Below are 8,864 nucleotides of genomic sequence, written 5' to 3'. Positions count from 1 at the left end.
AGGTGCTAGGCGCTAGGCGCTAGGCGCTAGGCGCTAGGCGCTAGGCGCTAGGCAAAAGGTTAGAACAGATTGGCGTTAAACAACATAACTAAGTACACCCAACAATCTTATTGAGTGTACTGCTTGAGTTAAATTACCCCGCTGGTGCTTTACTCCTGAGCTTTTGAAACAGCCAGCTTAGGCCAACGAGCGACAGGCCTAAACCAATAAATGATACAGCTTTGAGCAAGCCGGTCAGGCTTGCCATATCAATTAAGAATACCTTCACGATAACCGCGCCGAGAATGCCTAAGCCGACTTTTTGTAGTAGCAACTGTTGTTTTAAATGCCCGGTAATGACCACCAACGCGCCAAGTAATAACCAAATGATCGAATAGCTGTATAGCTCGGCGTCACTGGTCGCTTTATCAAGATAAATGAACCCGCCTTGCCAATATTGGCGGATCAATGTGTTGATAGCTAACACTGCTAATAAGCCTGATGCACCCAGAACTATTTGACTAAACTTAGCATTAAGTGGTTTAACTAATTTAGCCAACCACAGTGTAAGAATACTTGGTACGAGCCAGGTTAATAACAGCCAATTAAATAATGGCATCTCACCAACGTAAAGGCGTATAAATAGTGGATTTTCATATAATGCTGTACTTATCAACAACAAGCCAGCGAGTCCCGCAAGTGCAAGCCCTGCAATGCGATAAAGTTTACCCAGTTGCCCTGCGCTGCGTGACCGATGCAAATAAACGCAGCCAAGTGCTAACCAATTACAACTGAGTAATACCTGCTCATAAAAGCTTAAAGAAGTAAGCTGTGGATAATGCCCGACTAGTTGATAGCTGGTCTCGGTGGTGATAAATAATGCTAAGCAATGTAATGCAGCCCCTTCGAGCCAAATTTTCATATCTGTTTGTTGCCACTGTTTTGCGGCAAACCAAAATAACCCAACCGCTGATGGATACACAATTGCGCTCCAATGCATTGAAAATATGGTTAGATCAAAATAATGTGCCGTCCACGGTGCAAAGGTTAGCCTTGCCAGCACCACAGCCACCAGCACTTTAATAGGCCAATGCGGCATAGGCACATCATGGCGTTTCACCAGATAGCTAATAACCAACACTTGAGCAGCCAGTGCGAGGGTTAACCCGCTATCGGCTAATAACATAGTTAAACAAAGAGTTATATTAGCATTAGCGCCAACCCAATAACTAAACTGCTGCCATTGAGTGTGAGCTGTTTGTGCGCGTTTAATTAATACACCACTCGTAACTAGCAAAAATACAGTCCATAGCGGATACGCAACGCCTAAGCCTTGCTCGGGTATTATGGTATAGAGCGTTGCAATCAAGGTAAACACACTAAACGCAGCCACTAAATGAAACGTTAAACGTTTATAGTAACGCGCGCCAAAATAAAGCCCGTATAGACAAAGCCCAACCGCAAGTAATAACCCTACGCCATACATTTCCCTAAATACAAACAAATGATCATTGCTATCGACACTATAACGTTGTTGGCTAAAGACTAATAACATCGCAACCACTAACGCCACACCTTGCCAAAGATCCCAACGACTATTTTGCAGCACTAAAAATAACAGCATGACGATTAAACACACCATCACTATTTGCCATTGTAAGCTCACCGCCTCTGTCATTATCGCCAGCAATAAAGGAATTACTATCGCTAACAATAACGGATGATCCGGCTGTAATTTTAATAATCGCTGTAAACTATGTGGGCGATATTCTAATAAACGCAAAGTTAAACCTAATCGAGCTATGGCAATTAAACCAATAATAGAGAGCAGTGCAAAACCACCAACAATCCAATATTGCTGCGTATTGATTACACTCAGTGCCACCCAATACCAGCCAATATGCCCAGCCCATAGTAAATACCACAGCCAATTACGTTTTACCTTTTGCGCCACTAATACCGCAGCAAAAGTGATAAAGCCAATGTACATCAGTAAAGCAGCTAAATTACCACTGCCAGTATTAACCCAAATCGGCACGCTGTAAGCGCCAACTATGCCAAGCACGGCCAATAAAGGCCCTAAACGCAGCGCCATAGAGCTTGCGGCCAGTGCAATTACTGCCAGCATCACAAACGCCACGGTTGGGCTTAACATGGCATAGCTTGAATAAGCTAATAACGTTAATGCAAAGCAGCTAATAAACCCGCCACCTGCAAGTGCTGCAGGCACGTAATTATTAAAGCCTTCGAAGACAATACCTTTTCTATGTAAATACTCGGCACCGGCAATTAATGCGACACCAAATAAGCCCCCTAAGGTGAGTCGTAAGCTTGGTGATAATAAGCCGGCATCAAGACTGTATTTTGCTAAAAATATACCACCAAAGGCCAGCGCGACGCCGCCAATCCAGGCCATCCAATTTTCTTGGAACTGTGTTTTTAATTTACTAAAGAAAATATCAATAACTGAGGGAGAAGCTTGTTTCGGGCGAGAAGTTGTTATTATACTCGGTGCGGTGTTTACGTATTTTTTTACCGATGGTTGCTGATGTAAAGTTGCCTCAGCTTGGGATGATTGTTCTAGCGTAAACGGATGATCTACTTGCGGCTCAGTTATATTAGCAGCAATGTCTAGCGACACTTGATGCTGCCCGGTATTGTCTACCATGACTCCACGCAGTTGTTTTTTTAACATCGCAATATCTTGCTTTAACGTACTTATTTGCGTTAAAGCAATAAAACCGGCAATAGAGCCTGCGACTACAACTAACGATAAAATGACTATGAGCCCTAAAACATCGTCCATTTTTCAATCCTTGACTGCTTTTAATATTCCCTTATAACGTAAAGTGTATTGAAAATATACCCAAAAATCTCAGCCTCGCTATTACGAGGCTGAAATTAAAGTAAGATTACTCTACCGAATCAGTAACCGTTCGCTCTAGCGTCATTTTATAGCCAGTGCTGGTTGTTTCATCATGCTCAAGAATTAATATGTAGTTACCTTCTTGGCTAAAGTCCATATCGCCTTGTTGCATGAGTACAATTTGCTGGCCATTATCTTCATAAAGCACATAAGTGGTGTAAATTTCATTATCGACAACCTGATCTTCTTGATCATACTGATCGATGCCATCAATAATATTTTTAGCATCATCTACGGTTTCACCATTGAGGGTAAATACCACATCAACGTCAGTAATATTTTGCCCCGCGTAACTATCAATTAAGTTAACGACTGTCACCTTATGACTGTAGCTACTTGGCGTTAAGGTTTCTTTTACTGTCATCATTCGCGGGCCGTAATCTTTATCTTTATAAAAAACACCAACATTACTTTGCTCGCGCTCAAGGGTTAGTAAAAAGTTATCAACAATTGCATTTCCTTGCTCATCTAACATAGCAATACTGTAACTGTTTGGAGCAAGCTCAATGTAGTTTGAGTAGCTGTCATTAGCGGTTACTTGCGAAGTGCTGCTTGCGCTCCCCCGCGTTGCACTAAAGCTAGTTTGCGGGTAATCATCAATAGTATTGATAAAACGCAATTGCCCTTGGGCATTTTGATGTTTGAGCGTGGTTACGGTATTGCTTGAAGTAACGAGATCTAGCGTAAGACCATGTTCTTCAGTGGCGTAACTTGATCTGATCATCGCAACATAACTGGCATCATCATTTAGGTAAATCGAAGCAGACTCAAATAGCACATCAGTACTGCCGCTTTGAGTTAAATACAGTGTGTAATATCCTTCATCAAAGCTTTGCAGTGCCAGTTCGTTTAAATACCGTGGTGATGCAATTAACTCAGCGGTTTCAAATAAGCCATCATCATTTGCTAAATACACATCAAAACTAATGTTTTCTCCGGCAATATTAAAGAAGCCTAAATTAACAGCCCCTTCATCACTGCCGGTTGGTACACTTAACTCACTGAATGTTGGCTCTGAAAAATCGCCATCCATCACCCATAATTGGGTCATGTCGTCTTTTACCGAAACTGCTTTTTCACTGATCGTTATATAGCTGTCGTTTGCATCAAGGTACTTAAAGCTCACATCATAGTTATTAGTACTGTAATTATGACGAGTGGTAACGCCACCAAAATCAGTGCCTGAGCGCTCAGCATCTTCGATAAATAAACGGGTGTACGGGCTATTATAAGAGCCATTGTATAATTGGATATAACCACTTTTACTCGAGCTTGAGTCATCGCCAGAGCACGCAGTAAGGGTTGCAAGTAAAGAGGTTGTTAGTGCAGTTTTAAATAACGGGCCACGCATGTAATCAATTCCTTATTGTTAATAGTTTAAATTTGACCATTAACAAAAGCAATAATTCCATGATTTACAAAGCATTACCTCAACTTACAAATATTTACGTAACCGTAAATAAATGTACAAATATGCAATAAAATGCACAGTTTTACACATTAAAACAACAAAAAACCAGCGTAGTTACACTGGTTTTTATGCAAAATATAAGTTTATCGAGTGCGTTTAGAAAAACTAAAACTACCTTCATCAATAATACTGCCCGTTAAATCTCGTGGCGTGGTATAAAAGCTCACATCAAGCTTATTGGCTTGATTATCCAAACTGATATGACTAAACCCCCATACAAAGCTTTTTGACCAAAGCAAATCATATTCAGGATATTGGCGTTCTTGAAACTGTGCAAACGGGGTATGTTTACCACGCATTTTAGACGCAGCGCCAGAAATGATCAGCGGCAATTTACCAACGCTATTACCGGTATCAAACTTTGAGCAATCATCGGTTAGTAACTCTAAGTCATGCTCGTGGCCGGCAATATAACCATCTGCATATTTGCAAAGAGTTGGCATTAGTAATTTACGCAGTACGTGGCCTTCACTATATTTAGTGCCCCCAATTGACCATAAAATATGATGCCCATAAACCAGTTTCCATTTAGCAGTCGAGTTTGCAATGCCTTGTTCAAGCCATATAAGCTGAGCTAGGTCTTCATCATTTTGTGGCCCTTCATGGGGGTCGTGTACTTCAAGATCTGCGCGGCCATCACGTATTGCTTGTTGCTCATCTGCTTCGCTGCCATCTGGGTTTAGCGGCACATCATAATAACTTTGCCCTGCCAGTAACATATTGGTATCGAGTACAAAAAACTCTACATCGTTACCCGGCTCACCCATTTTGTAGCTATAGTAGCCTTTTTCGTCTAGGTGAAAGTTCGCTTGCTCTGCCATCCATTGCGTTTGTACCGCTACGCCTTTGCGCGAGCTTTTCCAATCATGATTACCTAATGCGGAATACACCACTAAATTAGGCTCAGCTTTAAATAATGGCTCAAGCGGCGCATACACTAAGTCGTGTAAACGTTTTTGGTCGTCTTTACCATCATTAGCATCGGCACCATCAGGGTATACGTTATCACCGAGCTGAATAGCAAATTGGCACGCTTTTGTTTCACACAATTTTGCCATTGCGATCCCCACAGCCTGAGCGCCCCCTTGCTCTGTAGCAATCTCAGTGCCTGGATAAATATATATTGGTGCATGGTCAAATTCATCGCGAGGGCGATAATCTTCTAACCAATCAGCAAGCTCTGCGGCTATAAACTGTTGCTTGTTTTTAGGGTTGGTTATGTGTTTAGTTTTTGGATAGTCAACATGATAACCACCATCACCAAAAGCTAAAAACTCAATCTTGTCGGAGGCTTTTTTACTGGTACTTGCGACGTCAGTACTGCTTTGTTTGTTACTTTGAGCTGTGCAACCAACCGTTGCTAAACATGCGGTTAGTGCAATATACAAAATAGTTTTATTAATCATAATACCCTCAACAATGAGCCTACTGTTAAGCAGGCTCATATGTTCACCTTACAAAGAAGAAAACGTAAAACCTAGCTCAAATGTACGACCGTAAGATTCGTACTGGTAGTTGTAACGTTTTTCGCCGTGGTACAAGTACATTGGTTCATCTGTTAGGTTGGTGGCATTGAAATACACGTTCATATTATCGTTTAAGTAATATTTACTGCTGAAATCCAATTGCATGTGGCTATCTTCATAAACCGCCATATCAGCATCATCAAACTGGAAACTCTCACTCTTATATGATGCGCTTAAACGAGTGCTAATAGCATGATTTTCAAAGCCCACAATGATATTTGCCACTGTGTCTGCTTGATTTGGTAATTTTTCATCCGCATCAATAAAGGTTCCGTTTGCACCAAGCACAAATCCTGATTTAAAGGTTTTGTTCCAGTTTAGCTCGATCCCCGTTAATGACGCTTTACCGCCATTAACCATTTGCACTACTTCGTCAAAACCATCCCAATCACCGTTATCTTGTACTTCTTGTTGAATAATAAAGTTGTCGATGTCTTTATAGAAAACACCAGCAGATAACACCCCAATTGAACCAGGATAATATTCGATTGATGCGTCTAAGTTCATTGATTCATAAGGGTCGAGAGCTGGATTACCGACTTCAGCTTTACGCTCTGTAACCATTACGCCTTCATCTTCAACTGTTTCAGTTTCAATTAATTGGTAAGCGGCCGAATCGCTAAAGGTTGGCCGCGCGATAGTATTGGTGTAAGCAAAACGGGTCACTAGTTTATCGCTGATGTTATAGCGTAAATTTAAGCTTGGTAAAAAGTAGTCATAATCTTGACTTACTTGCCAAGGCGTTGTGGTAACAGTTTCTGTATCACTTACTTTATCGACTACTAAGTCAACTTGGTTACCTTGCGTTTCAAACTTAGTACCTTCATAACGCACGCCCGCGACAACATGTAACTTATCAATATCCATGCTAACCATCGCATAAGCGGCGGTAATATCTTCATTACTTACATAACTTTGACCATCAGATTCAACTTGTGACTCATTACTATTGAAAGCAAACGCCTCTTTATTTTTTCTCACAAAGGCTTGAATCGCGCCGCGATCAAGGCCCGGTCCAAAACTTCCCAAATCAAAGTCAGGTGCAGGCGCGACAAAGTCGCTACCAAGAGCATCTAAAAAGTCGCCATCATAAATAGCAACCTTTACATCATTACGCTTTTCGCGATTTTGATGTTTAAAACCAAACTTAAATTCACCATTATTATTTTGCCACACAAAATCACGGCTGAAGTCGAGTTTAAAGCTAAGCTCTTCGTCTTCACTAAGGTTATTGGCCGCTTCAATTTTATCCATCTCAAACAGGCTTAAATCGTGGGCATTAGTCGATTGGCTTAATAATGGAGTATCAACGCGCGCAATGTAGCCCATATCAATATCTTTACCAGCAAAGGTCACATCTAAGCGGTTTGGCTCTTTTTCTTCTGATTTAGAATAACCAACATTATATTCAGCAAACCAATTATCTAATTGATTTTCACCACCAAGTACCAGTGAAAGAATACTTTGTTCTTCATAACGGTCTTTGGTATCGCGGTCCATTTCTGCACCACTAAAGTTTACACCACTCTCGTTGCTATCTAATAGTTTGCCATCGCTAAACTTATACTCATTACGTTGGCGATACTCATCATCAGAAAAGTCACTATATAGTGTGCGTAAATAATATTTATCAGTGGCGCCGCTGTGTAAATCTAAATTAAGTGCTGCACCTAAACGCTCACGGGTAATTTGATACTGGCGTTGCTCAATTTCTTCAGCGCCAAATAATGAGACCTTGTCGCCAGTTGCTGCATCTTCAACATCAAATTCACTCCAACCACCGTCGGTCTCCATATTACGTGAACCAAAATCACGCTTAAACCACGAAATAGCTGTTGCTACACCTAGATCAAGACCACCATCAAGCTCATAAACATTAGTGTAACTACCTGAAAGCTTCGGGCTAGTTTTTGACTCTAATTCGTTATATGAGCCCTGTGCAGTAAAACTATAGCTTTCACCTGCTTTATCAAAGGCACTTAAGCTTTTTACTTCGATAGAGCCACCAATAGCACTGGCATCCATGTCTGGGGTAACAGTTTTACTTACTTCTAAACTTTGAATTAGTTCACTTGGCAATACATCCATCGCCACAGAGCGAACACCGGCCTCAGGCGACGGCACATTTAAGCCATTAACCGTAACGTTGTTTAAATTTGGATCAATACCGCGAATACCAACAAATCGCCCTTCACCTTGGTCGCGAGCGATAAAAATACCCGGTAAACGCTGTAATGCTTCTGCTGCGTTTTGATCAGGGAACTGGCCAATCGAGTCTGCACTGACTACCGATTTTAAATTAGTTGCGTTTTTTTGGCGGTTAATTGCGCCTGCTTGGCCAGCACTTTGGCCATAAACAATGATATTGTCGATGGCTTCTTGTTGCTCACCAATTATAATTTGTTGTGTAAAAACTTGTGAATCAACCACCGTAATTTTTTGTTCTACCGAGGGGGCACCAATGTAATCAACCACTAGGGTGTAATCACCCGCTGGCAACTTATTAAATGAAAAAGAACCATCGCGGTTACTTACCGTATTTAAGTTTAACTCTTTAACCGATACTTTCGCGCCACCAAAATACACACTTTGGCTGGCGTCAGTGATGCGACCTTGCACACGACCATCCGCTAAGGCTGGGGTCGCATATAAAATACCACAACACGCTAATGCAATACTCGATTTGATAAAAGGGTTCATAATTGTTCTCTTGGTTGCTGCTAATGATTTTGATTGTTTACTTGGCCATGCTTGGCTCGCAGCAACACCCTAAGGGGCAATCATGAAAGAAATATGTCAGTACCCGTTACGTCCTTGATAATTAGCCATTGTAAGGGCATTTTAAGTAGTTAAATACGGCAAAATGAGCTGATTTGACCCCCTGTTTTTATGGTTTTTTAATTCAAAAATCAACAATAATCCGTTTGAAAAGTTGCCAACGTAAAAAATATGTCATCACTGT

Annotated in this window: 4 protein-coding genes; all 4 read right to left on the bottom strand. The window is 41.2% G+C overall.

Features of this window, described 5'->3' with window-relative positions:
- Positions 1–133: 133 nt before the first annotated feature.
- The 4 genes from H5163_RS15680 to H5163_RS15665 all read right to left on the bottom strand — a co-directional run bounded on the left by H5163_RS15680 (position 134) and on the right by H5163_RS15665 (position 8,602).
- Positions 134–2,785, bottom strand: a complete 2,652-nt coding sequence (locus H5163_RS15680; RefSeq protein WP_182735503.1) for a DUF2339 domain-containing protein — start codon at positions 2,783–2,785, stop codon at positions 134–136.
- 106 nt (positions 2,786–2,891) lie between these two features.
- Complete coding sequence (locus H5163_RS15675; protein WP_182735502.1) at positions 2,892–4,256, bottom strand: hypothetical protein; 1,365 nt, start codon at positions 4,254–4,256, stop codon at positions 2,892–2,894.
- A gap of 203 nt (positions 4,257–4,459) precedes the next feature.
- The gene (locus H5163_RS15670; protein WP_182735505.1) at positions 4,460–5,782 is read right to left on the bottom strand and encodes a metallophosphoesterase; all 1,323 of its coding nucleotides are present in this window, start codon (positions 5,780–5,782) and stop codon (positions 4,460–4,462) included.
- Between the two features lie 48 nt (positions 5,783–5,830).
- The gene (locus H5163_RS15665) at positions 5,831–8,602 is read right to left on the bottom strand and encodes a TonB-dependent receptor (RefSeq protein ID WP_182735501.1); all 2,772 of its coding nucleotides are present in this window, start codon (positions 8,600–8,602) and stop codon (positions 5,831–5,833) included.
- Positions 8,603–8,864: the final 262 nt, after the last annotated feature.

The sequence above is a fragment of the Pseudoalteromonas sp. SG44-8 genome, assembly GCF_014164125.1.
Classification (GTDB): domain Bacteria; phylum Pseudomonadota; class Gammaproteobacteria; order Enterobacterales; family Alteromonadaceae; genus Pseudoalteromonas; species Pseudoalteromonas rhizosphaerae.
This window is presented reverse-complemented; position numbering and strand designations above follow the sequence as displayed.

Bases quoted from the DNA above. Each gene is read 5' to 3' on its own strand.
- H5163_RS15680 (WP_182735503.1), bottom strand. From the start codon at position 2,785: ATGGACGATGTTTTAGGGCTCATAGTCATTTTATCGTTAGTTGTAGTC.
- H5163_RS15675 (WP_182735502.1), bottom strand. From the start codon at position 4,256: ATGCGTGGCCCGTTATTTAAAACTGCACTAACAACCTCTTTACTTGCA.
- H5163_RS15670 (WP_182735505.1), bottom strand. From the start codon at position 5,782: ATGATTAATAAAACTATTTTGTATATTGCACTAACCGCATGTTTAGCA.
- H5163_RS15665 (WP_182735501.1), bottom strand. From the start codon at position 8,602: ATGAACCCTTTTATCAAATCGAGTATTGCATTAGCGTGTTGTGGTATT.